We start from the raw sequence: 25,646 nt of genomic DNA, 5'->3' as shown, positions 1-25,646 counted from the left end.
ATCCTCGCGCTCCGCCACCCTCGCACGCTCGCTGGGGGTCTGGTCCATCGTCGGTCTCGGCCTCGGCTACATGACGCCGACGGTCGTGTTCGACACCTTCGGCAACGTGGCCGTCGAGACCAACAACGTCGTCCCCGCCGCCTACGCCCTCGCCCTCATCGTCATGGGCTTCACGGCGATCAGCTACGGCAAGATGGTCGGGGTCATCCCGAGCGCCGGCTCCGCCTACACGTACGTGCGCGAGTCGATGCATCCGAGCCTCGGCTTCCTCGTCGGCTGGACCTCGCTCATCGACTACCTGCTGCTGCCGATGGTGAACGCGCTGATCCTCCGCAGCTACATGGAGGCGCTGTTCCCCGACATCCCCGGCTGGGTGTGGGTGGTCGCCTTCACGGCGGGCGTCACCGGGATCATCTACCTGACGATGCGCGGCACGTCGAACGTCAACATGATCCTGCTGATCTTCTCGATCGTGGTCATGGCGGTGTTCGTCGTGATGGTCATCGTCCAGCTCGTGCAGGGCGCCGGCGCCGGCACGGTCGCCTCGGTGCAGCCCTTCTTCCACCCGGAGGTGGAGTTCGGCGCGGTCCTGGCCGGCGCGACGATCGTGTGCTTCTCGTTCATCGGCTTCGACGCGGTGACGATGTACGCCGAGGAGGCGAAGAACCCCAAGACGATGCCGCGCGCCATCCTGCTCACGGTGCTCGTCGGCGGGGCGATCTTCCTCATCGCGGCCTACTTCACGCAGCTGCGCTTCCCGTCCCACGAGGCGTTCCCGCCCGAGGCGATCGCCGACTCGACGCTGCCGGAGATCGGCTCGCAGGTCGGCGGCATCGTGCTGCAGTCGGTGCTGACGGCGGCGGGCTTCGCGGCCACGCTCGCGTCGTGGCTCGCCTCGCACGCCTCCGTCGCGCGGATGCTGCTCGTGATGGGCCGCAACGGCGTGCTGCCCAAGAAGTTCTTCGGCTACATCAGCCCGCGCACCCACACGCCGGCCTTCACGGTCGTCCTGGTCGGCATCGTGAGCCTCGCGGCCATCGCGTTCACCCTCGACCAGATCGTCGACTACATCAACTACGGCGCCCTCATCGCGTTCACCTTCGTGAACATCTCGGTGATCGCCTGGTTCGCGATCCGCCAGGGACGACGCCACACACCGCGCGACGTCGTCAACTACATCGTGATGCCCGCCATCGGCATGGCGCTGACCGGACTGCTGTGGGTGAACCTCGACGACCACGCGCTCATCGTCGGCCTCATCTGGACGGGCCTCGGCCTGCTGTACCTCGTCTTCCTGACGCGGGGCTTCCGCCGGCCGGTCGTCTCGTTCGACGAGAACCAGCCCGTCACCGGCTTCAACAAGATCGTCGAACCGGGGCCGCGCTCGCAGATCTGAGCGCCGTCCCCGACGCACCGGGGGAGAGGGCGGGTGTCGCATCTACCGCGGCACCCGCCCTCGGCGTAGCATCCGGCGCATGACCGCCGTCATCCGCACGGACGCCCTCACGAAGCACTACGGCCGCGTGCACGCCCTCGACGGGCTCGACCTCACGGTCGACGAGGGCCAGGTGCACGGCTTCCTCGGCCCCAACGGCGCCGGCAAGTCCACCACCATCCGCATCCTGCTCGGGCTGGCGCGGCCGACGTCCGGCTCGGCGACCGTGCTCGGCGGCGATCCGTGGGCGGAGGCCTCCCGCCTGCACCGCCGCATCGCCTCCGTCCCCGGCGACGTGAGCCTGTGGCCGAACCTGTCCGGAGGCGAGGCGATCGACCTGCTCTGCCGCCTGCGCACGGGCGGCGGCGGGGCGGATGCCGCGGTGCGACGCCGGCTCTGCGCGGACTTCGATCTCGACACCCGCACGAAGGGCCGCGCGTACTCGAAGGGCAACCGTCAGAAGGTGGCGCTCGTCGCGGCCTTCGCCGTCCCCGCCGACCTGTACGTCTTCGACGAGCCCACGAGCGGCCTCGACCCCCTCATGGAGGTCGTCTTCCGTCAGGAGGTCGCCCGGGTGCGGGATGCCGGGGCCACCGTGCTGCTGTCCAGCCACATCCTGTCGGAGGTCGAACTGCTGTGCGACCGCGTGTCGATCGTGCGCGGCGGTCGCATCGTGGATGCCGGGACGCTCGCCGAGATGCGCCACCTCACCCGGACGGAGGTGTCGTTCGTCGCGACGGATCGTGCGACGCTCGCGGCGGCGCGCACGGTGCCCGGCGCCGAGGACGTCACGCAGGCCGCGGGCCGCATCTCGCTGACCCTCGCGAGCGATGCCGTCGCGGCGGCGCTGCCGCGCCTGGGCGCGCTCGGCGCCGAAGGGCTGCGGGTGGCTCCCCCGTCGCTCGAGGAGCTGTTCCTCCGCCACTACAGCGCCCAGCCGACCGAGGGGCCGCGATGACGACGCTGGCTCCGCTCCTGCGCCAACGCCTGCGCCGCGATGCCGTGCAGCTGAGCGTGTGGATCGGGGGCACCGCCGCCCTCGCCGCGGCCGGCTACCCCGGCGTGCGCGGCTCGTACGGCGACGAGCAGGAGCGCGTGGCGCTGTTGGCGACGGTGATGGCCAATCCGGTGATCCTGCTCTTCCGCGGGCTGCCGTCGGGGGCGGGTGAAGCGCAGATGGTCGCGTTCCTCCTGCTGCCGTGGCTGCTGCTGCTGGGAGCGCTGATGAGCTCGTTCCTCGCGGTGCGGCACTCCCGCGGCGACGAGGAGGAGGGTCGTCTGGAGCTGGTGGCGGCGACGCCGGCGGGCCGGTCCGTCCCACTGGCGGCGACGGTGGTGCACGGGGCGGTCGCCGCGGCGGTGCTGGGCGTCGTGGTGAGCGCCGTGTTCGTCGCCAGCGGCGCTCCCGCGCTCGGATCGGCGCTGGCCGGGGCGGCCTGCCTCGTCGTGGCGCTCGTCTTCCTGGGCGTGGGTCTGGCGGCGGCGGAGCTGCTGCCCACCGCGCGCGGCGCGAACAGCCTGTCGGTCTGGGTGCTGCTCGGGTGCTTCGTCGTCGCGGGCGTCGGCAACGCGCTCGGCACCCCGAGCGACGACCTCACCCGCATGACGAGCTCGGGCCTCTCCTGGGCGTCGCCGTTCGGCTGGGCCGAGAACGTGCGCCCCTTCGACGCCGACGATCCCCGGCCCCTGATCCTCGGCGCGGTGGTCGCGGCGGTCCTGATCGGCGCGGCGGCGGCGCTGCACGCCCATCGCGACCTCGGGGCCGCCTTCCTCCCCGAGCGGCGCGGTCGCGCGCACGCGCGCCCCGCCCTCGCCTCCCATCTGGCGCTCGTCGCCCGCCAGAGCCTGCCCTCCGTCATCGGCTGGACGGCGGCGGGGGTGCTCGTCGGCGTCCTCTCGACCTCGCTGGGCTCCGTGGCCGACCGGATCGGCGACGACAACCCGGCGGTCACCGCCGTCCTGCGGGCCCTCGGGGGCGCCGGCGCGGATCTCGCGCGGGGCCTCGTCGTGGTCTTCTTCGTGATGCTGGGCGTCTTCGCGGCGTGCGCGGCGACGCAGACGGTCGTCCGCGCCCGCCAGGACGAGACCCGCGGCACCGCCGAGCTGCTGCTGTCGTCGGGCGTCGCACGCCGGCGGTGGCTGGGCGATCACGTCGTCGTCGCGCTGGTCGCGGCGACGCTCACGCTCGTCGGCGGCGTCCTGGGGGCCGCCGCCGGCGCCCAGGCGGCGAGCGACGGCGCGGGGCTGGTGCGGGATGCGGCGATCGCGGGGGCGGGTCAGCTGGTGCCCGCCTGGCTGTTCGCGGGGCTGGCCGCCGTGCTCGTCGTGGTGCTGCCGCGACTCGCGATCCCGACCGCGTGGGCCCTCGTCGCGATCGGCGCCGTCGTGGCGCTCTTCGGCCCGCTCTTCGGGATGAGCGCGGCGCTCGTGGACGTCGCGCCGTTCGCGTCCGCGCCGGTGCCGACCTCCGACGGCGTCGATCTCCGCGGCATCCTGCCCCTCGCTCTCGCCACCGCCCTCGCCGTGGCCGCCGCCCTACTGGCGATGCGGCGCCGCGAGCTGCGCGCCTGAGGGCCGCACCCGATCGCGACTTCCTGACAGAGCCGCAAGAACGGAAGTTCTTTACGCGCCCAGCGCGCAGAGGGAAGGGTCATCTTTCGTAGCCTCGGAACAACCGGTCGATCGGCCGGTCTCCCCCCGAGGCGACGAGGAGCACCCGCGTGACCCCCACGACGCCCCGTGCCGCCTACTTCGTCTCCGACTCCACCGGCATCACCGCCGAGACGCTCGGCCGCGCGCTGCTCGTGAACTTCCCCGGGGTCACGTTCCGCCGCCACACCGTGCCGTTCGTCGACTCCGCCGAGGGCGCCGCCGCCGTCGCCCGCGAGATCGACCGCGCCGCCGCGGCGGGTGAGGAGCCGATCGTGTTCCACACCGTGCGCTCCCCCGCGGTGGCCCGCGTGCTGGGCGGAGCCCGGGCGACCCACATCGACCTGCTGAGCGGCCACCTCACCGAGCTCGAAGCGGCGCTCGGCACCACGGCATCGGAGCAGCTCGGCTCGTTCCACACCGTCGGCGACACGGAGCAGTACTTCGCCCGCATGCGCGCCGTCGAGTACGCGATCGAGCACGACGACGGCCAGAGCATGCGTGCCCTCGACCAGGCGGACGTGCTCATCGTCGCACCGTCGCGCTGCGGCAAGACGCCGACGACCATGTATCTGGCGCTGCAGTACGGGCTGCTCGTCGCGAACTACCCGCTGACCGACGACGACTTCCCCACCGAGGGGCTGCCACGAGCGGTCGCCCCCTACGCCGCGCGCTGCTTCGGACTGACCACGACGCCGCTGCGCCTCAGCCAGGTGCGCCACGAACGGCGCCCCGACTCGACCTACGCGAGTCTCGCGCAGTGCACGCTCGAGCTGCGCCGCGCCGAGGACCTCTACCGCCGCACCCACATCCCGTTCGTGAACTCGTCGACCAAGAGCGTCGAGGAGATGTCGGCGGTGATCATGCAGTCCCTCAAGCTCCGCACCTGAGCGTCCCACCCCTCCCCGCGCCCCCTCCCACCGAAAGGCCCGACACATGAGCAGCATCCTCTGGTTCGATCAGCTCGGCATGGCAGACCTCCCCGCCGTGGGCGGCAAGAACGCATCGCTCGGCGAGATGGTGTCGCATCTCGCCGCTCTGGGGGTGAGCGTGCCCGGCGGCTTCGCCACGACCGCCGACGCGTACCGGGAGTTCCTGGCGGAGGGCGGGCTGCGCGAGCGGATCGCCGCGGCCATCGCGGACGTGGACGTGGAGGACGTCGCGGCGCTCACGCACGCGGGGACCCAGATCCGGGCGTGGATCGAGGAGCAGCCCTTCCCGGCCGAGCTGGAGGCGTCGATCCGCACGGCCTACGCCCGCCTCGCGGGCGAGAACCCCGAGGCCTCCTTCGCGGTGCGCTCCTCCGCGACCGCCGAAGACCTGCCCGACGCCTCGTTCGCCGGCCAGCAGGAGACGTTCCTGAACGTCGCGGGCATCGACAACGTCCTCGCCGCGATCCGGTCGGTGTTCGCGTCGCTCTACAACGACCGGGCGATCGCGTACCGCGCCCACCACGGGTTCGACCACGACGAGGTCGCACTGTCGGCCGGCATCCAGAAGATGGTCCGCTCCGATGTCGGCGCCGCCGGCGTCATGTTCACCGTCGACACCGAGTCGGGCTTCGAGGACGCCGTGTTCATCACGAGCTCGTACGGACTCGGCGAGGCGGTCGTGCAGGGTGCGGTGAACCCGGACGAGTTCTACGTCTCGAAGGTCGCGCTGCGCGCGGGTCGCCCCGCGGTGCTCAAGCGCTCCGTCGGCGAGAAGGCGATCGCCATGCGGTACACGGATGCCCGCGAGGCGGGCGCCTCGACACGGTTCGAGGACGTCCCGGCATCCGCTCGGCGTCTGTTCTCGATCGACGACGCCGACCTCGTCGAACTCGCCCGCCAGGCGCTCGTGATCGAGGAGCACTACGGACGTCCGATGGACATCGAGTGGGGCAAGGACGGGATCGACGGACGGCTCTACATCCTGCAGGCGCGCCCGGAGACGGTCGTGTCGCGGGTCGAGGCGGGCGTGATCCGGCGCTTCGTGCTCGGCGCGCGCGGCGAGGTGGCGACGGCGGGCCGTGCGATCGGCCAGCGCATCGGTGCGGGACCCGCGCGGGTGCTGCGCAGTCTCGACCAGATGGCCGACTTCCAGCCGGGCGAGGTGCTCATCGCCGACATGACCGATCCCGACTGGGAGCCGATCATGAAGCGTGCGAGCGCGATCGTGACCAACCGCGGCGGGCGGACCTGTCACGCGGCGATCATCGCGCGCGAGCTCGGCATCCCCGCCGTCGTCGGCACGGGGGATGCCACGACCATCGTGTCCGACGGCGACGAGGTCACCGTCTCGTGCGCCGAGGGCGACACCGGGTTCGTCTACCGCGGCATCCTCCCGTTCGAGGAGGAGATCACGCGGCTGGACTCCATGCCGGAGGCGCCGGTGAAGATCATGATGAACGTCGGCACGCCCGACCAGGCCTTCTCGTTCTCGCGGCTGCCGCACCGCGGCGTGGGCCTGGCCCGGCTCGAGTTCGTCATCAACCGGCAGATCGGCATCCACCCGCGGGCGCTCCTGGAGTTCGACACGCTCGACGGCGAGCTGCGCGAGCGGGTGGCCGACGCCACGGCGGCGTACGACACGCCGCGCGACTACTTCGTGCGCCGCGTGGCGGAGGGGGTGTCGATGATCGCCGCCGCCTTCTGGCCGGAGCCGGTGATCGTGCGTCTCAGCGACTTCAAGTCGAACGAGTACGCGAACCTCGTCGGCGGCGAGCTGTACGAGCCGCACGAGGAGAACCCCATGCTCGGGTACCGCGGGGCGTCGCGGTACATCTCGCCCGATTTCCGCCCCTGCTTCGACATGGAGTGCGAGGCGCTGCGGTTCGTGCGCGATGAGATGGGCTTCACGAACGTGCAGGTCATGGTGCCGTTCGTGCGCACCGTCGGCGAAGGGCACGCGGTCGTCGAGCTGCTCGCCGAGAACGGGCTGCGCCGCGGCGAGAACGACCTCAAGGTCATCATGATGTGCGAGCTGCCGTCCAACGCGCTGCTCGCCGACCGATTCCTGGAGTTCTTCGACGGGTTCTCGATCGGCTCGAACGACATGACGCAGCTGACCCTCGGCCTCGACCGCGACTCAGGGCTCGTGGCGTCGACGTTCGACGAGCGCGACCCGGCCGTGCTGCGCCTGCTGTCCATGGCGATCAGCGCGTGCCGCGCGGCCGGCAAGTACGTGGGCATCTGCGGGCAGGGCCCGTCGGATCATCCCGATCTGGCCGAATGGCTCGTCGCCGAGGGCATCGAGTCGGTGTCGCTCAACCCCGACACCGTCGTGGAGACGTGGCTGCGGCTGTCGAAGACCGCCGAGGCGACGGCCCCGCGCGCCGGGTGATCACCCCGCGCGCCAGACCCGCCCGAGCCGCTCGATCGCGACGTGGAGCAGCTCGTCGGGAGCGGTGAAGGGGATGCGGATGTGGTCGTCGGCGGGTGCGGATGCCGCGAACTCCGAGCCGCCGGCGACCGCCACACCCGCCAGAGCCGCGCGCCGCGCGAACGCGGTCGCCGACCCCGAGGGCAGGCGCGCCCAGAGCGAGAGGCCGCCGCGCGGCACGTCGAACGTCCACCCCGGAAGGTGCTCGTGCACCACCGGGACCAGCCGCTCCAGCGCCGCGGCGTGGGTGGTGCTCGCGTCGCGGCGCAGGGCGGGCGCCTCGTCGAGAAGACCCAGCGCCATCCGCTGCGCCGGCACGCTGGCGGCCTGGTCGACGAGCTGCCGCGATGCGCGCAGTCTCCGGATCAGCACGGGATCGGCGCGGGCCCACCCGATGCGCAGGCCCAACCACGCCCACTTCGACAGCGAGTCGACGACGATGACGGGCGCGTCCGACCGCAACGCCGCCAGCGACACCGGCACGACGCCGTCGAAGGAGATGTTCGCGAGCACGCGGTCTTCGATGACGCGCACGCCGTAACGGGCGGAGAGCTCGGCGACCGCCAGACGGGATGCCGGCGGCATCCGTGATCCGGTCGGGTTGTGGTGGTGGGGGTTGAGGGCGATGAGGACGGGGCGCAGGGCCACGATCGCGGCCTCCAGGGCATCCACGTCGACGCCGTCCGGCGTCATCGGCACCCCGTGCACGCGCGCTCCCCGCCGCCGGACCGGGTCGACGAGACCGGGCCAGCTGAGCTCCTCGCTCAGCACGACGTCGCCCGGCGCGACGAGCTCGTCGATCACGAGGCTCAGCGCCTGCTGGGCGCCGCTGGTGACGATCACCTGCTCGGGCGTCGTCGGCGTGCCGTCGTCGCACAGCAGTCGCGCGATGCGCTCCCGCACCTCGGGCAGGCCCGCGGGGTCGGAATCGGCGGCCGTCGCGGCGACCAGGGCGGCATCGAAGCCGCGCACGATCTCGATCGTGCGCGGGGGGATGCGCGGCACCGCGCGCAGGAGGTCGATGGAGGCGGGCGCGGCTTGGAAGAGGCTCTCGCCCTGCGAGCGCCGGGCCGGCAGAGCGATCGCCGCCCCCGCGACGCGCGTGCCGCTGCCCTGCCGCCGTTCCAGCACGCCGCTGTCGGCGAGCGCGGCGTAGGCCGCCACGACCGTGCCGCGTGAGACCGCGACGGCCGCGGCGAGCGCACGCTCCGAGGGCAGCCGGTCACCGGGGCGCAGTTCGCCCGAGCTCACGAGCGCGCGCAGAGCGGCGGCCAGACTCGCCGTCAGCGACCCGTCGGAGTCGACCCAGCGCCCCAGCCGCGCCGCCAGCGCCGCGGGAGACACCACTGCGGTGCGGTCCGCATCGGCCAATCGTGTGACCACTCGCGGAGAAGTGGCCCTGTCGTGAGCGTCCATCGAGACCGATTCTGGTCCAATGACCCACCCCCGCGTGACCCCACACCCGCAGAATCAGCCATCCCCCATGCCACTTCTGTCGGAGTGGACCATCGCACGCGTCATCGATTGGCTCGCGGACGACGACCGCGGCGGCGACACGGACGGTCACGAGGCCCTCGACGCCCACCGCGACACGCTCGGCGCGATCGACGCCGGCATCGCGCGTCGGCTCCGTCAGCCCGCGTGCCCGCCCGGTGCGCGAACGCCGATGCTGGTCCGATCCATCGCGACCGCGACGCGGCGGCATCCGGCCCTCCGCGCGCTCACGGTCGGCGACCTCGTCGCCGGGGCACCGACCGACCCCGCGGCGCGTCAGAGCGGCAACGGCACGCCGGCGGCGGGCACCCGGAGCCTGTCCGCGAGCCCCGCGTAGGCGAACTCGCGCTCGAGGCGGTCGATCGTCTCGCTGAAGTGGTGCCAGCCCTCGGCGTGCACCGGAACGATGATCGCCTCCCCCAACGCCCGCGCCGCCTCGACCGCGGTGCGGGCGTTCAGGGTGAGGTCGCTGTCGCCGAAACGGCCGACGTTGGCCGCGCCGGTGAACAGGACGGCGATGTCGATCGGTCCGACGCGGTCGACGATGTCGGCGACGAGCGCGGGCGACGCGTTGTCGCCGGCCACGTAGACGACGGGCCGGTCGGGGGCGCGCAGGACGAATCCGGTGACCGGCCCGGAGAGCTCCTCGGCGCCGTCGGGACCGTGGAGCGCGGGGACGGCAGTGACCTCGACGTCGCCGACGGTGCGGGTCTGCCACGGTTCGAGGCCGTGGACGCCGGGGATGCGGGCCGACGCGGCGGGCGTGGAGAGCACGGCAGCGGCGCGCGGCAGGAAGGCGCGACCCGCGGCATCCAGGTTGTCGGGATGCTGATCGTGCGACAGCAGCACGACGTCGATCTCGCCGACCTCGTCCACTGCGAGCGCCGGACCGGTGAGCTTGTGCAGCGTGACCGCGCCGGACGGGTAGTCGCCCGGCTCGTCGAACGTCGGGTCGGTGAGCAGGCGGATGCCGCCGTACTCGAGGATCGCCGTGGGACCGCCGATGAGAGTGAGAACAGGGCGCGGAGAGGTCATGCTCCCATTCTCGTGGCGGTGGCGTGCGCTGGGCGCGGGGCCACTCAGATGAAGGGTCAGCCGCCGAGGACCATCATCCGCTCGGGATTCGGCAGCGGCACGAAGCCGACCTTCGCATAGACGCCGTGGGCGTCGGCGGTCGCCAGCATCGTCCGCTTCAGTCCCCACGGTCGAACCGTGGCCGCGATCGTCTCGGCCAGCAGCGTGCCGACACCCGCACCGCGCGCAGAGGGAGCCACGAACACGTCGCACACCCAGGCGAACGTCGCGGCATCCGTGACGACGCGCGCGTAGCCGACCAGCGCACCCTCGGCATCCAGAGCCCCGAAGTTCAGCGACGCCCGGGCGGCGCGTTCGACGAGCTCACGGCTGCGCCCGAGCGCCCAGTACGCCTCCTCGGAGAGCCAGCGGTGCACGAGGCCCAGGTCGATGTCGTCCAGCTCGGTCGTCACGCGCACACCGGTCATGTCGTCAGCATACGAGAGGAGCCACGACGCGCCCGCGGCGTCCGCCGCCTGCCCCATCGAGTACCGTCGAACGGTGACTTCCGCGACCGACCCGAACGACACCTACACCGTGGCCACCGACGGCGCCTGCAAGGGCAACCCGGGACCGACCGGCTGGGCGTGGGTCGGGGAGGACGGCCACTGGGCCGCCGGCGCGATCCCGAGCGGCACCAACAACATCGGCGAGCTCATGGGGCTACTGAAGGCCATCGAAGACCACGCCGACACCGCGCACCTCGTCGTGCAGGCCGACTCCAAGTACGCCATCGACACCTACTCGTCGTGGATGGACGGGCACCGCCGCCGCGGATGGAAGACCTCCACGGGCGCGCCGACGAAGAACCGCGACCTCCTCGAACAGCTCATCGCCGCCCGCGACGCCCGCCGCGCGGCGGGCCTGCCCGACGTCGTGCTGGAGCACGTCCGCGGTCACCAGGGCCACGTGCTCAACGAGTGGGCCGACGAGCGCGCCGTCCGCGGTGCCGAGCACGCCGCAAAGGGCACCGCGAGCGCGTGGTCGTCGCTGGGCGGCCTGCACCCGCAGCTCGACGTGTCGGCGGCGCCGAAGAAGAAGCGCTAGTCCTGGGTCGTGCCCTCGAACAGTCCGATGTGATTGCCGTCGGGGTCGACGATGATCGCCCACCAGCTCTTCGCGGTGATCGGCTCCTTCGCCATGGCGACGGTCGCTCCCGCCGCCTCGGCCTTCGCGATGGTGTCGTCGATCGAGTCGACCTCGACGTACGACCGCGGCTGGGTGAACCCGTCACTGCGCGGCGCGAGCCCGCCCCCGCTGATGCCGTTGGGCGCCGACCACATCGGGTAGCCCTCGAAACCGGGCGGCTCCGCGATCTGCCACCCGAACAGATCGGAGTAGAACGCGGCCGCCTTCGCGAGGTCCGCGACGGGGATGTCGATGTGGGTGATGTCGCCGTGCGCCATGATGGCTCCTTCCGCCGCGCACAGTCTGCGCCGCGGACGGTGCGACCACAAGAGGGTCACTCCTGGCGCAGCAGCACGTCCAACGCGTCGAGCGCCGGCCGCTGACCGGCGACCAGGCGCGGACGAGCCTCGGCGAGCGGCATCCACTCGGCGCGATCGACTTCGGGAAAGCGCTGACGACGCCCCGACCGCGGCGGCCACTCCATCTCGAACGACCCGAACACGAGCGCGGCGCGCTCGGCGGCGGAAGTCAGGAACCCGGAGCCGTCGCGGCAGAACACCGTGACCGTCTTGCGCCCCGACGCGTACGCGAAGGTTCCGAGCTCGACGTCGTCGACCGCCGGCGGGTCGACGCCCAGCTCCTCGCGGAACTCGCGCACCGCGGCATCCCGCGCCGACTCCTGCGACGGGTCGAACTCGCCCTTGGGGATCGACCAGGCACCCTCGTCCTTGCGCGCCCAGACGGGACCGCCCATGTGCGCGACGAGCGCCGACACCGTGCCGTCCGGATCTCTCCGGTACAGCAGGATGCCGGCGCTCGTCGTGACCATCAGCGTCAGGCTCCGCGACTCGCGGCCGGGACGATCAGAGCGGGCGCGAGGCGGGCGAGACCGTGTAGGTCTCCTCGGGGTCGGTGACCGCGACCGGCGCGAGGGCCGCGTCGATCGCCGACATGACCTCGGCGTCGAGCACGACCCCGGAGGCCTTGACCGAGTCCTCGAGCTGCTCGGGGCGCGACGCGCCGACGAGCGCTGCCGAGATGTTCGGGTTCTGCAGCACCCACGCGATCGCGAGCTGCGGCATGGTGAGGCCCGCCTGCTCGGCGATCGGCTTGAGCTTCTGCACGGCGGCGAGCGTGTCGTCGTTGAGGAAGCGCTTGATGAAGTTGGCGCCGCTCTTCTCGTCGGTCGCGCGCGAGCCGTCCGGAACGGGCTGTCCGGGCAGGTACTTGCCGCTGAGCACGCCCTGCGCCATCGGCGACCAGACGATCTGCGAGATGCCGAGCTCCTCGGAGGTCGGGACGACCTTGCCCTCGATGACGCGCCAGAGCGCCGAGTACTGCGGCTGGTTGCTGACGAGCTGGAAGTTCAGCTCCTTCGCGAGCGCCGCGCCCTCGCGCAGCTGCTCGGCCGTCCACTCGCTCACGCCGATGTAGAGCGCCTTGCCCTGGCGCACGATGTCGGCGAAGGCCTGCATCGTCTCCTCGAGCGGGGTCTCGTAGTCGAAGCGGTGCGCCTGGTACAGGTCGACGTAGTCGACGTTCAGGCGGCGCAGCGAGCCGTGGATGCCGTCGAAGAGGTGCTTGCGCGACAGGCCCTGGTCGTTCGGGCCCTTCTTGCCGATCGGCCAGTAGACCTTCGTGAAGACCTCGTAGTCGGTGCGCTCGAGGCCCTTCAGCGCCTCGGCCAGCACGACCTCGGCGGCGGTGTTGGCGTAGGCATCCGCCGTGTCGAACGACGTGATGCCGAGGTCCAGTGCCTTGTGCACGGTGGCGATGGCGGCGTCGTTCTCCACCTGGGAGGCGTGGGTCACCCAGTTGCCGTAGGTGATCTCCGAGACCTTGAAGCCGCTGTTGCCGAGATAGCGATAGTTGACCATTCCTCAACGCTACCGCCGGCGCGCACCGGGCCGGGTCAGTCGACGGGCACGGATGCCGCGACGGCGCGGTCCTCCTCGGTCGCGACGAGCTGGCCGCAGGCGCCGTCGATCTCCTTGCCGCGGGTGTCGCGGAGGGTCGTCGGGATGCCGGCCTCGTTGAGTCGCCGCACGAACTCGCGCTGCACCTCCTTGTCGGACGCGGTCCACACCGACCCGGGCGTGGGATTCAGCGGGATCGGGTTGACGTGCACCCAGCCGCGACCGCGCTCGTTGAGCTTGGTGGCGAGCAGGTCGGCGCGCCAGGCGTGGTCGTTCATGTCCTTGATGAGGGCGTACTCGATCGACACGCGGCGGCCGGTCTTCTCGAAGTAGCCGCGGGCCGCATCGAGCGCCTCGTCCACCTTCCAGCGCGAGTTGATCGGAATCATCTCGTCGCGCAGGTGGTCGTCCGGCGCGTGCAGCGACAGGGCGAACGTCACCGGGATGTCCTCGGCGGCGAGCTTGTTGATCGCCGGCACGAGACCCACGGTCGACACGGTCACGCCGCGCGCGCTCATCCCGAGCCCGTGATCCTTGTCGACCATCGTGCGGACGGCCTGCATCACCCGGTTGTAGTTGGCGAGCGGCTCCCCCATCCCCATGAAGACGATGTTCGTGACGCGCTCGTCGGCGTGCTCGGCGGGGCCCAGCTCACCGGCACGGATCGCCGCGTTCGCGCGGACGACCTGCTCGATGATCTCCGCGGCCGACATGTTGCGGGTGAGCCCCGCCTGACCGGTCGCGCAGAACGGGCAGTTCATGCCGCAGCCGGCCTGGCTCGACACGCACAGCGTGATGCGGCCGGGATAGCGCATGAGCACCGACTCGACGAGCGCCCCGTCGTGCAGCTTCCAGAGGAACTTGATCGTGTCGCCGCGGTCGGTCTCGAGCCGTCGCACCTCGGTGAGCAGATGCGGCAGCAGGCCCGCGACCAGCTCCTCCCGTCCGGATGCCGGCAGATCCGTCATCGCGGCGGGGTCGGACGTGTAGTGCTGGAAGTAGTGCTTCTCGACCTGCTTGGCCCGGAACCCCGGCAGCCCCAGCTCCTTCACCCGCTCGACGCGCTGCTCGGGCGTCAGGTCGGCCAGGTGCACGGGCGGCATCCCGCGCTTGGGCGCGGCGAACTGCAGCAGGGGTTTGCCGTCGGCATCCACCCGCTGGGTCCAGCCCTCGGTGCGGGGGCGCACCTGTCGGGGACGGGTGGTGCGCACGGGGCTGGACTCGGTCATGTCTCCAGGGTACCGAGGCCGCCTGGATGCGCGGCGGGAGGGCGGAGGTCGGCGCCGGGCGCGCCGTCATCGATCGGGCGTCGGCGCAGCCGCCCCCAGCCGAGGGTCAGCCCGAACGCGACCACGGCGCTGGTCGCCACGCTCGCCAGATAGGGGATGCCGAGACCCGGGGCGATGGAGGCGATCCCGAGCACGCCGGCCGCGCCCAGCGTGACGGCCTGCACGTTCCACGCGGCGAGCATCGCGCCGCCCGCCGCCGAGGCGATCACGGCGGCCACGAGCGGGAACTGCAGCCGCAGGGTGATGCCGAAGATGGCCGGCTCGGCGATGCCGAGGCACGCGGGCAGGCCGGCGCCGGCGGCGAGCGCCCGCATCGACGAGCGTCGCCGGGCGAGCAGCGCCACCGCGAAGCAGGCACCCGCCTGGGCGAGGTTCGCCGCGCCCGCGACGGGGAAGATGAACGACCCGCCCTGGCCGAGCAGGCCCAGCTCCACCGAGACCAGGCTCTGATGGGTCCCCGTGACGACCAGGAGCGGATACAGGGCGCCGAAGAGGGCGCCGCCGATCATGCCCGTGGCCTCGTACGCCGCCGTGAGCAGGGCGGCCAGACCGTCGCCGAGCCAGCCCAGGACCGGCCCGATCACGAGGAAGGCGAGGAGCCCCGTGACGAGCAGCGTCAGCGTGGGGACGAAGAGGTAGCGCGCCGTGCCGCCGAGCAGGCGCGTCCACAGCCGTTCCACCCGCGCGAGCACGTAGGCGACGGCGATCATGGGCACCACCGTGCCCCGGTAGTCGATGCCGAGCACATCGACGCCGGCGATGGTCCATCCCCCGGCGCCGTCGAGCCGCAGCGCGGGGAACACCCCGGCATCCACGAGGAAGGGTGCGACCACCAGGGCGGCGCCCATCGCGGCGCCCAGGTACGGACTGGTCCCGAACCGCAGCGCGGCCGAGAACCCGACGATCACGGGAAGGAGCGTGAAGACCCCCACCCCGAGGATGCCGATCAGGGCGGCGATCCCGCTGATCCCGGGCAGCGCCTCGACCGCCGCCGCCGGTCCGAGGATGCCCGGCGCCGTCAGCAGGTTGTGGAGCCCGAGGAGGAGTCCGCCGGCGACGAAGGTCGGCAGCAGCGGCACGATGACGTCCATCACCACGGTCACGGGTCGCAGCCAGCGCCGTCCCGAGGCACCGTCGGCCTCATCGGGCACCGGCGCCTCGCCCGGCGCCGGCGCGGCGGCGGCCGCGGCGTCCACCAGCTCGCGGAGCGCTTCGTGCGTCGATGCGACCCGACGCGGCCCGACGACGATCTGCACCTGCTCGCCCACGCGCGCGACGCCCAGCACGCCGTCGATCCCGGCCAGGGCGCGCTCGTCGACGGCGGCGGGATCGACGACGGCGATGCGCAGCCGCGTGGCGCAGTGCGTGGATGCGGCGATGTTGCTCACGTCGCCGAGCGCGGCGACGATCCGCTCCGCCGGCACCGGGCTCTCGTCGATGGCGACCTCCCTCGGTCGTCCTCAGCGTAGCCAGGGGCCCGCCCGCCTGTCCGTGCGGACACGGAAGGCTCCCCTCCCACGAGGAGAGGGGAGCCTTCCGCGACGAGCGTCAGCCGTGCACGGTCACCGCGTCGGACGCACGTCCGCGGTCGCCGGGACGTCGTTCGCGTAACCCGAGGGGATGTCGGCCCACTGCCCCAGGCCGTTGTCGCCGTACGCGCGGTCGACCGTCACGGAGGACCCGTCGATGTCGACCTTCACGGTGGGGGCGAGGGTGCCGCCGCGGACGAAGTCGTCGCTCGTGCCGATCGTGTCGATGAACGACTGCACGAGCCCGCCCGGCATGACGTAGTGCGAGTACGCCTGGAACTGGCCGGGGTGCTGGTTCACGTCGGGGGCGAACGGCGTGCCCGCGGCGAAGTTCAGGTTCGACGGGCTCGCCAGCGCCAGACCCGATCCGCGGTTGACGGGCTGGAAGTCGCTGCGGATGCCGTCGCCGACGAAGCCGTAGACGCCCTCGGGCCCGTCGACGCCCGCGGCGTAGGTGCCGCGATGGGTGATGGTGAACAGGTAGTACTTGCCGTCCTTGATGTAGATCTGGGGGCGCTCGGTCTGGTCGTTCACGCAGTTGGCCGAGAGGATCGGCGGGAGGAAGGTCCACTCGGTCAGCGCGGCGTTGTCGGCCACCGCGAGACCCACGTTCGCCAGCTGGTAGTGGGCACCGCGGTCCATGACCTCGGCGGCCGTCTCCGCGTACGGGTCGCCGGTGCGGTAGCCCATGTCCTCCTCCGTGCACACGCGCTCGCCGCGCGGGGCGGCGGTGTTGCCCTCGAACACCATGAAGGTCTTGCCGGGGTGGGCCGGGTCCTCGAAGGTGAACGGGTCGCGGAAGTTGAAGAACTCGTTCTGCGCACCGGTCTGGTAGTACGTGCCGTCGGCCTGCAGCATGTCGTGCTGGTCGCGGAATCCGGTCAGCCAGACGCCGTTCTCGTCGGCGAAGATGCGACCCTCGCTCTGCACGATGCGCGGGTCGTAGGGCTTGCGGTTGCTGCCGTCCTCGTTGCGGTAGAACGCCACCGCGGTGTAGAAGATGCGCAGCTTGTTGCCGTCGAAGATGCGGGTGGAGCCCGACCATTCGGTCTGGTGGCTGAACGACTGGTCCTCGAAGATCGCTCCCGACGCCCCGTCGGGGAAGACGAGGCCTCCGTAGGTCCATCCGCCGTCGGCGGGACGCTCGGCCACTTCCGCCTTGCGGAAGAAGTAGCCGAGGCGCGCGAAGGTGTGGCGGTCGTCGAACCCGAGGCTGCGATCCGCGACGAGCGAGAACACGACCTCCCACCCCTTGAAGCTCGGCTGGGCCGCGGTCTCGTCCGTCAGCGTCCAGCTGTCCCAGACCCAGACCTGGTCGTTGCTCATGTCGGGGAAGTCCTGCGGAACCGTGGGCATCGTGTACTCCTCGGGCAGGGAGTTCTGCCGCGGAGCCGCGGTCGGATCGCTCATCGCGGCGATCTGCCGCGCGTCGGCACGGGTCCAGCGCGCCGTGAAGTCGGCGGCGGGATCGTACGCCTGCTGGGTGTGCACGGTGGGAGCGGGGTGGCCGGGAACGGCGTCGATCTCGTCGGCGGCCTGCACGGGCGATGCCGCGAGCAGCGTCGCCGCGGCCGCGGCGGTCGCGACGATCGCCAACGCACGCGCGAGGGGGCGGCGCCGGCGGCGGGGGTCAATGGTGGTCACGTCTGTCTGCTTTCTCAGAAGGGCGGAAGGCGTGGTCGTCTCTCGCGGCTGAGCCTAGGGCGAGAGGGCGCGATATGTCAAACGTTTGACATATCGCGAGTCGCCATGGTTCACTCATCCGTGGAGACCTCCGATCCGGAGGGACCCGTGGATCGACTCTCGGGGCGCACGCCCATCTCTCATCCCCCCTCGCACCGTCGCGCCCCCGGCAGTGCCCGCGGGCGGCGGTGCACCGACAGCACCAGGGAGTGCCATGTTCCATCTCCGCACGACGCGCGAACGCCGCGTCCTCGCCGCCGGCGCCGCCGTCGGCCTCGTGGCCGCCGCGGCGTTCGCCGCCTCGGCATCCGCCGCCACCGATGTGACGACGCTGGAGTCCATCTCCGTCCAGGATGCCGCGGCGACGCTGATCGGCAGCAACATCCAGCTGCGCGACGCCGCCATCGCGCACGGGCGCGCCGTGCAGATCGGCACCGTCACCGGCGCGGCGCTCGACCCCGCGATCGGGTCCGGCGTCGCCCTCACCACGGGGTCGCTGCGCGCCGCCGATCCGAGCTCGTCCGCCGACGTGGACTTCTCGCGGTCCGCGCTCACCGGGCCGAACAGCACGCTGACGACCACCGGCGACCTGGGCGGCCAGGGCTCCGCGGAGCTGTCCGCGGCGATCGGCGCCACGACGTACGATGCCGCGCAGCTGGCGTTGACGGTGGTCCCCGCCGGCGACACTCTGTCAATCGTTTACCAGTTCGGGAGCGAGGAGTACGGCGTCTGGGAGGCCAAGGACTACACCGACGCGCTGGGCATCTTCGTCGACGGCACACGGTGTTCGCTGATCGACGGCGTGCCGGCGGGCATCGACACCATCAACGCGACCCGCAACGCCGCGTCGTTCGTGTCGAACGCGGACGGACGCACCCCGTCGACCGCGCACGACACCGAGATGAACGGCTTCACGACGGCCCTCACCTGCACGGCCGCGGTGACGCCGGGAGCGGAGACCTCCATCGTGGCGGCGGTCGCCGACACGGTCGACGGCCACCTCGACACGACGCTGATCCTCGCGTCCGGCGGCATCTCGTCGTCCGCCCCCGCGGCGACGCCGACGCCCGACCCCTCGGCGTCGGCCGCCCCGACCGGGGCGCCGGCCGCAGCGACGTCGACCCCGCTGGCGGACGCGCAGCGCAGCGGGTCGCTGGCCCGCACCGGCGGCGACGGCGCCCTCGTCGCCGGGGCGGTGATCGGGGGCCTCGCCCTCGCCGCCGCCGGTACGACGCTCGCCCTGCGTGCGCGCCGCCGGGCCACCCCGGAGGTGGGAGCGGAATGATCGGCGCGACCGCGAGCCGGGGGATGATCGGCCTCGGTACGACGATCCTGGCCGCGGTCGTCACGATCGCCGGTGGCGCCTCCGCCCGGGGCGCCACCGGCGACGACCTCATCGCGACCAGCACCACCGGCGTCGGGGCCGACACCGTCACGACGTCGACGGTGTGGGAGCTGCCCGACTCCGCCCGGGGCGGCGACACCGTGCGGCTGGCGCTGCCCGACCACGCCTCGTCGAGCCTCGGGGACGGGCGCTGGATCGCCGCCTCGGGGGCGGTGATCGGCATCGCCGTGCTCGGCCCGGACGGCGACCTGTCCATCACGCTGACCGACGCGGCCGACGACCCCGCGAACCGACGAGGAGAGACGATCGTGACGACCACGGCATCCACGACACCCGGCACCCCGGAGTCGTTCACGTCCTCCGCGACGAGCCGTCTGCGCGCCGACGATGTGCCGGGCGCCTTCCACGGCGTCGTCGACCGGGATGCCGCGAACAAGTACGGGCTGTGGACGTCGACCGAACCCGCGGTCGTCCGCTGGAGCATCGACACCCCGCGCGGCCCCTGGGACACCGTCGAGGTCGTCGACACGGTGACACCGGGCCAGGACATCGACTGCGCAGCCGGCGTGAGCGTCCGCTCCACCACCCGGATGGAGCCCGACACCGGCTACCTCGTCGATCTGACCGACGTGGCCGCCGACCGCGTCGAGGTCTCGTGCGTCTCGGGGAGCCTCCGGGTCGCCGTCACGGCGGTGCAGGACGGCGAGATCGTGGAGGTCGCGTTCGACGCGACGGTGGCCGGTGGGCCGCGCGACGTCGAGAACACCGCGGTGGTCACCGCGACCCGCGCGACGGCGCCGACCGTCGTGAGGGCGACCACGCTCCAGGCGATCACGGCACCTCCGCTCACCCCGGAGGTGCCGGCGGAGCCCGGGCCCCGTCCGGGTGAGCGGCTCGCCGCGACCGGCGGATCGATCGCCGGAGCGGCCGCGGGCATCGCCGTCGCCGTCGCGCTGGGCGCCGCGGGCGCGCTCGCGCTGCGAAGCGCGCGTCGGCGGGACCGCCGGAGCACCTCGTGAGCACGCCGCGGCGGCGGGGCGGGTCGCGGCGGCGCGCCCTCGTCATCGCCGCCGCGGCGGCCCTGGCCGTGATGCTCGTGGTGGCGGCCGTCGTCGTGGCGGGCCGCGACGACCGCGGCCCGTCGCCGACACCGACACCGACCGCACCGGGCGGGGACGCGCTGACGTTCGACCGCCCGGCCGACTGGGAGCGGTTCCGCCCCGGCTTCCACCTCACGCCCGCCGCGCACTGGATCAACGATCCGCAGCGCCCCGTGTTCGCGGGCGGCACGTGGCACCTCTACTACCTCTACAACGCCGACTACCCCCACGGCAACGGCACCGCCTGGTACCACGCGACATCCGACGACCTCGTGACGTGGCGCAACGAGGGCGTCGCGATCGAGAAGTACCGCAACGGGCTCGGCGACATCCTCACCGGATCCGCGGTCGTCGACGAGACCGGCAGCGCCGGGTTCGGCGCCGGAGCGGTCGTCGCCCTCGTGACGCAGCAGGACGACGGCGTGCAGCGCCAGTCGCTCTTCTTCTCCACCGACGACGGCTACACCTTCCAGGAGTACGACGGGAACCCGGTGATGGACAACCCCGGCGCCGTCGACTGGCGAGACCCCAAGATCGTGCGCGACGACCGCCACGACCGCTGGGTCATGACGCTCGCGGAGGGGCAGCGCATCGGCTTCTACGTCTCGAGCGACCTGCGCTCCTGGCGCTACGTCTCCGACGTCGACGCGGACGGTCTGGGGCTGCTCGAGTGCCCCGACCTGTTCGAGATGGTGGACCCTGCCTCCGGCCGGCGCACCTGGATCCTCGCCGCCAGCGCCGACGGGACGCGCGAGGGACGCACGACCGGCCTGGCCTACTGGACGGGGAGCTGGGACGGCGAGCGTTTCAGTGCGGATGCCGCCGACCCGCAGTGGCTCGACGACGGCGCCGACTTCTACGCCGCCGTGACCTGGGACGATCCCCGCCGATCCGCGACGGACCGGCTGAGCGAGCGCTACGCGCTCGGGTGGATCAACAACTGGGCGTACGCGAGGGATCTTCCGACCGAGGGCTGGCAGGGCGGGGCGCTGTCGGTGACGCGCCGCATCGTCCTCGACGACAGCGACGGTCGGCTCCGACTGCGGTCGCGTCCGGCCGAGGCTCTGCGCGGGCTGGAGGGGGACGCATCGTCGGCTCCCGCGCAGACCATCGAGCCGGGCGCGATCGCGCCTCTCGCGGTGCAGCCGGCATCCGCGTCCTACCGTCTGCGCGTCACGCTGGACCCGTCCGGCGGCACCCTGCGCCTGCGACTGGGAGAGGCCGGCGGCGATGTGACCGTCGGCTACGACGCGGCGGCGGGCGCGGTCTTCGTCGACCGTGCGCACGACACGGTGGCTGGGCGGCTCTCCGAGACCTATCGCACGGTGCGCACGAGCGCCGTGGATGCCGGGGGCCGGCTGGAGCTCGACGTGCTCGTCGATGCGTCCAGCATCGAGGTGTTCACCGGCGACGGCTCGTCGCTGACGATGGCGGCCTATCCCACCGCGACGACGCCGGTCAGCGTCGAGGCGGTCGATGCCCCGGTGAGGATCGACGCGATGTCGGTGACCCCGCTCGCCGTGGTCGACCCGCAGCGCTGAGGCCGGTCAGCTCGTCCAGCCGAGCCGCAGCTCCACCGGCAGCGGCGGCTCGGCGGCGGGTGGGGCGTCGGGGTCGGCGATGCGGTCGACGATGAGCTCCGCGGCGCGCGCGCCCAGGCGGGCGATCGGCTGACGCACGGTGGTCAGCCCGGGCATGCCGAGCCGCACGGCCGCGGAACCGTCGTAGCCGACGATGCGGACGTCGTCGGGAACGCGCCGCCCCGTCTTGTGGGCCCACTCCAGCGCCATCAGCGCGGTGAGGTCGTCGGTCGCGAACACGGCGTCCGCCCCGGTCTCGGCGAGCCAGGTCTCGATGAGCGCGCGACGCTCGTCGGCGGGAGTCGAGTACCCGTAGGCCCGCACGCGCGGCTCGATCCCGTGGGCGGCGACCACGTCGCGGTAGGCGCGGGCGCGGTCGTTGCCCGGGTGGTCGGTCGCGGTCACGAGCAGCGGCCGGCGCGCTCCGCGCGCGAGCAGGTGCTCCGTGGCCAGGCGTCCGCCGGCGGCGTTGTCGCCGCGGACGATCGGCACGCGCGGGCCGATGCGGCGGTCGACGGCGACGAGGGGCAGCTCGGCGGCGTCGTAGCCGCGGACCTCGCGATTGTGGGTGGAGGTGATCACGCCGTCGACGCGGTTCGCCTGCAGGAGATCGAGGTACTCGGCTTCGCGCTCGGGGTTCTCCTGGCAGTCGCACAGCAGCACCTTGTACCCGCGCTCGGCCAGGGCGTTCTCGATCGCCGCCACCAGCTCGCCGAAGAAGGGGTCGGCGACCGTCGGGACGATCACCCCGACCAGTCCCGACTTGCGTCCGATGAGCGAACGCGCGATCCCGTCGGGGCGGTATCCCAGCTCGACGATGGCCGCGTTGACCCGGGCCCGCACCTCGTCGCTGAGATAGCCGCGATTGTTCAGCACGCGCGAGACCGTCGTGACGGAGACGCCGGCGCGCGTGGCGACGTCCTGGAGCTTGGGTCGCGCCATGTCGCCTCTCCTTCGTCGCCGGCGGGTCCGCCCACCCGCGGACCCGCCTCCGACGCTATCCCATCGTCGCCCCGCCGCCCCGCGCGAGCTCAGTCGCTCAGGACGACGTGGTCGACCATGAGGTGTCCCCACGCTCCCGTCGCGTCGTCCAGGATCTGCAGCTGCGCCGTCCGCCCCGCGAACGCGCGCACGTCCCAGTCGACGGGGCGCAGTGTCGCGGAGTCGTCGCCGGTGGCCGTGCGCACGGGCTGTCCGTCGATCAGCAGCTGCACCGACGTGGCCGGCTCGACCCCCAGCGGATGCCGTCCGCCGGCGATCAGGAGGTGCAGGTGATCGCGGTCCACGACGAACGGGGGCGAGGTGAGCACGCCGGTGGCCGCGTCCGATCCCGCGAAGGTGTCCGCGACGCGCGCACCGACCTGGCCGGGAAGCTCCGCGGCGGACGGGCCGATCCCCGCGAGGCTCCCGGTCGCGGTCCAGCCGTCACCCCACGTCGTCCCCTCGAAGTCGGCGATCACGCGCGCCGGTCGCTGCGCGAGGCCGGCGAACTCCGTGATGGTGAGGTCGTGGAACACGGCCGGTCCCCCGCTCGTGTACAGCGCCAGGCCGCGATCGGCGGCGGGAGCGAACACCTGGCTCGACTGCACGTAGCGTCCATCGTCGACGAACACCTCGATCGTCGTCCGGTCGACGAGGATGCGGAGGGTGACCTCTCCCGCCCCGCCGTCGAACGGGGTCCGGCTCTCGAGTTTGTGGGTCGGCGAGGGATGCCCCGTCTGACCGCGGTTCAGGTACGCGTACGAGGAGGTGACCCCGGCATCCGCGTGCCGGCTGCCGTCGGCGGAGCGGCGCAGCTGCAGACCGATGTTCTGGGCCGTCTGCCGACTGACGCGCGTCGTGATCTCGTACGCGTCGCCCTGGTACGCGAGCTCGCGGAAGCCGTCGACCGTCACGTCGCCGAGCTCGTGGCGCGCGGACGCGTACTGCTGCAGCGCCGCGACCGGCTGCGAGGCGAGCGTGTAGCCGGTCCCGGCGCGCACGAGCCGGATCTCCCGCGTGATGGAGTCGGTGCCGGTGAACCCGTCCGAGGGCCAGGTCACGGAGGAATGCGCGTAGTCCCAGTTGTTCATCCAGGCGACCGCGTACCGCCGGTCGTCGGGGGCGGACGGGTCCTCCCAGGTGACGGCGCCGTACCAGTCGAACCCGTGGTCGAGCCACTGCGGGGCGGTCCGGTCGGGGGTGAACCGCTCCCCGTCGAAGGAGCCCGTCCAGTACGCGAAGGTCGCCGGCTCGCCGGTCGCGAAGCCGTTGGCGCTCACCCCGAACACCCAGTGGGACGTGCCGTCGTCGGCGCGGATGCGGAACAGGTCGGGGCACTCGATCGTGCCGATGCCGGTGTTCACGTACTCCGACCGACGCGTCCAGGAGTGGAGGTCGGGGGAGGTGTAGAAGCTCACCCGGTCGCCTTCGGCGATGAGGGCGACCCACCGCTGGTGGTCGGGATCCCACACCACCTTCGGATCGCGGAAGTCGCGCCGCCCGTCTCCGGGTATCACCGGCTGGTCCCCGTCGGGGCGGAACGTGCGGCCTCCGTCGATCGAGTACCAGAGGAACTGCGCCTGCTGCCCCGACGCGTCGAGCTTCTGGGCCGGTGTCGGATGGTCCATCTGCGTGACGAGCATCACGACGGCGCCCGCACCGAACCCCGCGGTGCCGGCGTGATCGACCACGGCCGAGCCCGACCAGAGGTCGTAGTTCGCGTTGGTGCCCTTCGGCGCCGCGATCCCCTGATCGGCGAAGGAGACGCCGTCGGTCGTGGTGGCGAGCCGCCACGCCGTGCCGAAGTTGGCCGACGGGTTCGCGTCGTAGTCGGCGTTGTACAGGTAGTAGTAGTGGAACGCGCCGTCGATGTAGACGGGTCGCTGAGGGTCGTTCTTCCAGTGGTCCGGCACCGTGAAGTGGTACTGCGCCCGCAGGCTCGGGGCCGGCTCGGATGCCGAGGCGGTGACGGCGGGGGCGGCGGCGAGCGCCACGACCGTGCCGAGGGCGCAGACGACCCCCCGCACGGTTCGCAGCGCGGTCGATCGGGTGGTGGCGGAACGCTGTCCGCGGAGGCGAGGATGCATCGTCGGATCCTTCTGTCTGTATCGGTCAGGACGGTCGGGTGAGTTCCCGCACCGTGAGGCGGCCATCGACCCAGCCGACGGGCAGGGGGTCGGTGATGCCCCCGACGAACGCGCCGTGCTCGTCGAGGTTGTGGAACGCGAACAACAGCCACTGGCCGTCGTCGCGCCGCCGCAGCAGCCGCCCGACGTAGAGGCTCTCGTCGGTGACGGGGTAGGCCTCCTCGACCTCGAACGGCCCGAGCACGCTCGCCGCGGGAACCGCCCACGTGCCGCCGCGCTCGACGGCGCGAGCGGGCATCGCGTGCTCCGCGAGGCAGGAGAACAGCAGCACGGGCCGCCCGTCGACGACCTCGACCTGCATGACCTCGAGCTGCCCGAAGCCCCGCTCGCTGGGCGCCGACAGCGGCGGGCGCAGCTCCCACGTCTTCAGATCGGGCGACCAGCCGTGGCCGATGACGCCGCGGCCGAAGGCCGGACCCTCGGGTGCGCGGGCGGTCACGAGCATGTGCCAGCCGTCGCCGTCGGGATCGGCGAACACCCACGGGTCGCGGAAGGCCTCGTCGTGCCAGTCGCCGTCGGCGAGCGTCTCGTACCAGGGGCCGGATGCCGACAGCAGCGGTCCCGGCACCTTCGTCCACACCAGGAGGTCGGGCGAGGTCGCGCAGCCGATCCGCTGCACGTTCTTGCCGTCGGCGGCCAGCGACGACCCCGTGTAGAAGAGGTACCAGAGCCCGTCGTCGCCACGGACGGTCGAGCCGGTCCAGGTGGCGAGGTCGTCGAAGCTGCCCGCCTCGCCGCGGACGATGGCGTCGGCCACCGGCGTCCACGTCAGGAGGTCGTCGGACACGGCGTGGCCGACCGAGGCCCGGTAGTGACGCGCGTCCGGGTCGTGCAGGGCGCGCGAGGCGTAGAGGAAGAAGAGGTGGTAGGTCTCGCCGTCGTCGGCGAACCAGTAGTCCCACACCCAGGATGAGGAGAGGTCGAACATGTGCG

The 25,646-nt window shown here is 72.4% G+C and carries 22 protein-coding genes; 10 read left to right on the top strand and 12 right to left on the bottom strand.

What is annotated here, in order from left to right; translation table 11 throughout:
- Positions 1–31: 31 nt before the first annotated feature.
- From L0965_RS01795 to ppsA, 5 genes are all read left to right on the top strand, one after another.
- The gene (locus L0965_RS01795) at positions 32–1,396 is read left to right on the top strand and encodes an APC family permease (RefSeq protein WP_255266099.1); all 1,365 of its coding nucleotides are present in this window, start codon (positions 32–34) and stop codon (positions 1,394–1,396) included.
- Between the two features lie 79 nt (positions 1,397–1,475).
- Complete coding sequence (locus L0965_RS01790) at positions 1,476–2,393, top strand: ABC transporter ATP-binding protein (RefSeq protein WP_101305447.1); 918 nt, start codon at positions 1,476–1,478, stop codon at positions 2,391–2,393.
- Positions 2,390–4,006 carry a polyketide antibiotic transporter gene (locus L0965_RS01785; RefSeq protein ID WP_101305446.1) on the top strand — a complete coding sequence of 539 codons (1,617 nt, stop codon included), beginning with the start codon at positions 2,390–2,392 and terminating at the stop codon, positions 4,004–4,006. The genes L0965_RS01790 and L0965_RS01785 overlap by 4 nt, the downstream gene beginning before the upstream one ends.
- A gap of 149 nt (positions 4,007–4,155) precedes the next feature.
- The gene (locus tag L0965_RS01780; protein WP_060960231.1) at positions 4,156–4,974 is read left to right on the top strand and encodes a pyruvate, water dikinase regulatory protein; all 819 of its coding nucleotides are present in this window, start codon (positions 4,156–4,158) and stop codon (positions 4,972–4,974) included.
- Between the two features lie 46 nt (positions 4,975–5,020).
- On the top strand, positions 5,021–7,408 hold the full coding sequence (gene ppsA / locus L0965_RS01775) for a phosphoenolpyruvate synthase (protein WP_101305445.1): 2,388 nt from the start codon (positions 5,021–5,023) through the stop codon (positions 7,406–7,408).
- Here ppsA and L0965_RS01770 read toward each other — a convergent pair whose 3' ends face one another.
- Entirely contained in the window at positions 7,409–8,794 is a 1,386-nt protein-coding gene (locus L0965_RS01770; RefSeq protein WP_234057902.1) for a PLP-dependent aminotransferase family protein, read from the bottom strand.
- A 136-nt stretch (positions 8,795–8,930) separates the two neighbouring features.
- On the opposite strand from L0965_RS01770, the gene L0965_RS01765 reads away from it, so the two are divergent.
- Positions 8,931–9,278 (top strand): hypothetical protein, encoded by a 348-nt coding sequence (locus L0965_RS01765; RefSeq protein WP_060960233.1) that lies wholly within the window; start codon positions 8,931–8,933, stop codon positions 9,276–9,278.
- Here L0965_RS01765 and L0965_RS01760 read toward each other — a convergent pair.
- Together L0965_RS01760 and L0965_RS01755 are read right to left on the bottom strand one after the other, a co-directional pair.
- Positions 9,218–9,976 carry an MBL fold metallo-hydrolase gene (locus tag L0965_RS01760; RefSeq protein WP_101305443.1) on the bottom strand — a complete coding sequence of 253 codons (759 nt, stop codon included), beginning with the start codon at positions 9,974–9,976 and terminating at the stop codon, positions 9,218–9,220. The genes L0965_RS01765 and L0965_RS01760 overlap by 61 nt on opposite strands.
- A 56-nt stretch (positions 9,977–10,032) precedes the next feature.
- Positions 10,033–10,443, bottom strand: a complete 411-nt coding sequence (locus L0965_RS01755; protein ID WP_101307142.1) for a GNAT family N-acetyltransferase — start codon at positions 10,441–10,443, stop codon at positions 10,033–10,035.
- 73 nt (positions 10,444–10,516) lie between these two features.
- On the opposite strand from L0965_RS01755, the gene L0965_RS01750 reads away from it, so the two are divergent.
- On the top strand, positions 10,517–11,062 hold the full coding sequence (locus L0965_RS01750) for a ribonuclease H (protein ID WP_060960236.1): 546 nt from the start codon (positions 10,517–10,519) through the stop codon (positions 11,060–11,062).
- Here the strand turns inward: L0965_RS01750 and L0965_RS01745 are convergent.
- The 6 genes from L0965_RS01745 to L0965_RS01720 form a co-directional block, all read right to left on the bottom strand.
- Entirely contained in the window at positions 11,059–11,421 is a 363-nt protein-coding gene (locus L0965_RS01745; RefSeq protein ID WP_060960237.1) for a VOC family protein, read from the bottom strand. The genes L0965_RS01750 and L0965_RS01745 overlap by 4 nt on opposite strands.
- Positions 11,422–11,477: 56 nt before the next feature.
- The gene (locus tag L0965_RS01740; protein WP_101305442.1) at positions 11,478–11,972 is read right to left on the bottom strand and encodes an NUDIX domain-containing protein; all 495 of its coding nucleotides are present in this window, start codon (positions 11,970–11,972) and stop codon (positions 11,478–11,480) included.
- Between the two features lie 34 nt (positions 11,973–12,006).
- On the bottom strand, positions 12,007–13,020 hold the full coding sequence (locus tag L0965_RS01735) for an aldo/keto reductase family protein (RefSeq protein WP_060960239.1): 1,014 nt from the start codon (positions 13,018–13,020) through the stop codon (positions 12,007–12,009).
- A 35-nt stretch (positions 13,021–13,055) separates the two neighbouring features.
- A complete protein-coding gene (gene rlmN, locus L0965_RS01730) occupies positions 13,056–14,288 on the bottom strand; it encodes a 23S rRNA (adenine(2503)-C(2))-methyltransferase RlmN (RefSeq protein ID WP_101305441.1) in 1,233 nt (410 codons plus the stop codon).
- Complete coding sequence (locus L0965_RS01725; RefSeq protein WP_101305440.1) at positions 14,285–15,772, bottom strand: PTS transporter subunit EIIC; 1,488 nt, start codon at positions 15,770–15,772, stop codon at positions 14,285–14,287. Before L0965_RS01725 ends, rlmN begins: the two co-directional genes overlap by 4 nt.
- Positions 15,773–15,910: 138 nt before the next feature.
- On the bottom strand, positions 15,911–17,521 hold the full coding sequence (locus L0965_RS01720) for a glycoside hydrolase family 68 protein (RefSeq protein ID WP_232783981.1): 1,611 nt from the start codon (positions 17,519–17,521) through the stop codon (positions 15,911–15,913).
- 253 nt (positions 17,522–17,774) lie between these two features.
- On the opposite strand from L0965_RS01720, the gene L0965_RS01715 reads away from it, so the two are divergent.
- From L0965_RS01715 to L0965_RS01705, 3 genes are read left to right on the top strand one after another with little or no spacing between them, the layout of a single operon-like run.
- On the top strand, positions 17,775–18,845 hold the full coding sequence (locus L0965_RS01715) for a choice-of-anchor L domain-containing protein (RefSeq protein WP_101305439.1): 1,071 nt from the start codon (positions 17,775–17,777) through the stop codon (positions 18,843–18,845).
- Positions 18,842–19,924 carry a hypothetical protein gene (locus L0965_RS01710; protein WP_101305438.1) on the top strand — a complete coding sequence of 361 codons (1,083 nt, stop codon included), beginning with the start codon at positions 18,842–18,844 and terminating at the stop codon, positions 19,922–19,924. The genes L0965_RS01715 and L0965_RS01710 overlap by 4 nt, the downstream gene beginning before the upstream one ends.
- Positions 19,921–21,546, top strand: a complete 1,626-nt coding sequence (locus tag L0965_RS01705; protein WP_232783980.1) for a glycoside hydrolase family 32 protein — start codon at positions 19,921–19,923, stop codon at positions 21,544–21,546. Before L0965_RS01710 ends, L0965_RS01705 begins: the two co-directional genes overlap by 4 nt.
- Before the next feature lie 6 nt (positions 21,547–21,552).
- On the opposite strand, the gene L0965_RS01700 is transcribed toward L0965_RS01705, so the two are convergent.
- The 3 genes from L0965_RS01700 to L0965_RS01690 form a co-directional block, all read right to left on the bottom strand.
- Positions 21,553–22,527: a LacI family DNA-binding transcriptional regulator gene (locus L0965_RS01700; protein WP_101305437.1), complete on the bottom strand. Its 975-nt coding sequence runs from the start codon at positions 22,525–22,527 to the stop codon at positions 21,553–21,555.
- An 89-nt stretch (positions 22,528–22,616) separates the two neighbouring features.
- Positions 22,617–24,653: a glycoside hydrolase family 32 protein gene (locus L0965_RS01695; protein ID WP_101305436.1), complete on the bottom strand. Its 2,037-nt coding sequence runs from the start codon at positions 24,651–24,653 to the stop codon at positions 22,617–22,619.
- A 25-nt stretch (positions 24,654–24,678) separates the two neighbouring features.
- Positions 24,679–25,641, bottom strand: coding sequence for a glycosyl hydrolase family 32 (locus L0965_RS01690; RefSeq protein ID WP_101305435.1), 963 nt, complete (start codon positions 25,639–25,641; stop codon positions 24,679–24,681).
- Between the last annotated feature and the right edge of the window lie 5 nt (positions 25,642–25,646).

Source organism: Microbacterium sp. NFH-22A-Y, from assembly GCF_021401375.1.
Classification (GTDB): domain Bacteria; phylum Actinomycetota; class Actinomycetes; order Actinomycetales; family Microbacteriaceae; genus Microbacterium; species Microbacterium hominis.
This window is presented reverse-complemented; position numbering and strand designations above follow the sequence as displayed.

What these genes read in the sequence shown, in the direction of transcription:
- L0965_RS01785 (WP_101305446.1), top strand. Translation starts at nt 2,390, where the DNA reads ATGACGACGCTGGCTCCGCTCCTGCGCCAACGCCTGCGCCGCGATGCC.
- L0965_RS01715 (WP_101305439.1), top strand. Translation starts at nt 17,775, where the DNA reads ATGTTCCATCTCCGCACGACGCGCGAACGCCGCGTCCTCGCCGCCGGC.
- L0965_RS01765 (WP_060960233.1), top strand. Translation starts at nt 8,931, where the DNA reads ATGCCACTTCTGTCGGAGTGGACCATCGCACGCGTCATCGATTGGCTC.
- L0965_RS01700 (WP_101305437.1), bottom strand. Translation starts at nt 22,527, where the DNA reads ATGGCGCGACCCAAGCTCCAGGACGTCGCCACGCGCGCCGGCGTCTCC.
- L0965_RS01695 (WP_101305436.1), bottom strand. Translation starts at nt 24,653, where the DNA reads ATGCATCCTCGCCTCCGCGGACAGCGTTCCGCCACCACCCGATCGACC.
- rlmN (WP_101305441.1), bottom strand. Translation starts at nt 14,288, where the DNA reads ATGACCGAGTCCAGCCCCGTGCGCACCACCCGTCCCCGACAGGTGCGC.
- L0965_RS01755 (WP_101307142.1), bottom strand. Translation starts at nt 10,443, where the DNA reads ATGACCGGTGTGCGCGTGACGACCGAGCTGGACGACATCGACCTGGGC.
- L0965_RS01760 (WP_101305443.1), bottom strand. Translation starts at nt 9,976, where the DNA reads ATGACCTCTCCGCGCCCTGTTCTCACTCTCATCGGCGGTCCCACGGCG.
- L0965_RS01690 (WP_101305435.1), bottom strand. Translation starts at nt 25,641, where the DNA reads ATGTTCGACCTCTCCTCATCCTGGGTGTGGGACTACTGGTTCGCCGAC.
- L0965_RS01740 (WP_101305442.1), bottom strand. Translation starts at nt 11,972, where the DNA reads ATGGTCACGACGAGCGCCGGCATCCTGCTGTACCGGAGAGATCCGGAC.
- L0965_RS01735 (WP_060960239.1), bottom strand. Translation starts at nt 13,020, where the DNA reads ATGGTCAACTATCGCTATCTCGGCAACAGCGGCTTCAAGGTCTCGGAG.
- L0965_RS01710 (WP_101305438.1), top strand. Translation starts at nt 18,842, where the DNA reads ATGATCGGCGCGACCGCGAGCCGGGGGATGATCGGCCTCGGTACGACG.
- ppsA (WP_101305445.1), top strand. Translation starts at nt 5,021, where the DNA reads ATGAGCAGCATCCTCTGGTTCGATCAGCTCGGCATGGCAGACCTCCCC.
- L0965_RS01745 (WP_060960237.1), bottom strand. Translation starts at nt 11,421, where the DNA reads ATGGCGCACGGCGACATCACCCACATCGACATCCCCGTCGCGGACCTC.
- L0965_RS01790 (WP_101305447.1), top strand. Translation starts at nt 1,476, where the DNA reads ATGACCGCCGTCATCCGCACGGACGCCCTCACGAAGCACTACGGCCGC.